The sequence below is a fragment of the Faecalibacterium sp. DFI.5.82 genome (genome assembly GCF_029076575.1).
In the GTDB taxonomy this organism is placed as follows: Bacteria; Bacillota; Clostridia; order Oscillospirales; family Ruminococcaceae; genus Faecalibacterium; species Faecalibacterium duncaniae.
Genome location: NZ_JARFIS010000441.1, coordinates 1 through 314 on the forward strand (window position 1 = coordinate 1; position 314 = coordinate 314).

Annotated in this window: 1 pseudogene; it reads left to right on the forward strand. The window is 57.0% G+C overall.

What is annotated here, in order from left to right:
• Positions 1-295, forward strand: a pseudogene (locus P0G09_RS17335) (inosine monophosphate cyclohydrolase); the annotation flags it as partial.
• Positions 296-314 lie beyond the last annotated feature (19 nt).

The window sequence follows — 314 nt, forward strand, 5'->3', positions numbered from 1 at the left end:
CATCAGCACCTACAAGCACAACGGAAACCCCATCCCCAGCTTTGAGGGCGAGCCCCTGCGCTTTGCCTGCCCCCGCACCATCGGCGATTTTGCTCATGGCCTGTGGCAGAACCTGAACCCAGACAACAAGGTCAGCCTGTTTGCCCGCGTCATCGACCTGGACAGTGGCGAGACCGGCTATATGATCTTCAACAAATATGATGCTGTCAACAGCGATCTGGACGACCCCGAGGAGCCTGAACTGCTGCCCGAGGAGCTGGAGCTGCTGGCAAAGCTCGATGCCGAAGCAGAATAACGAATACTTAAGGAGGTTG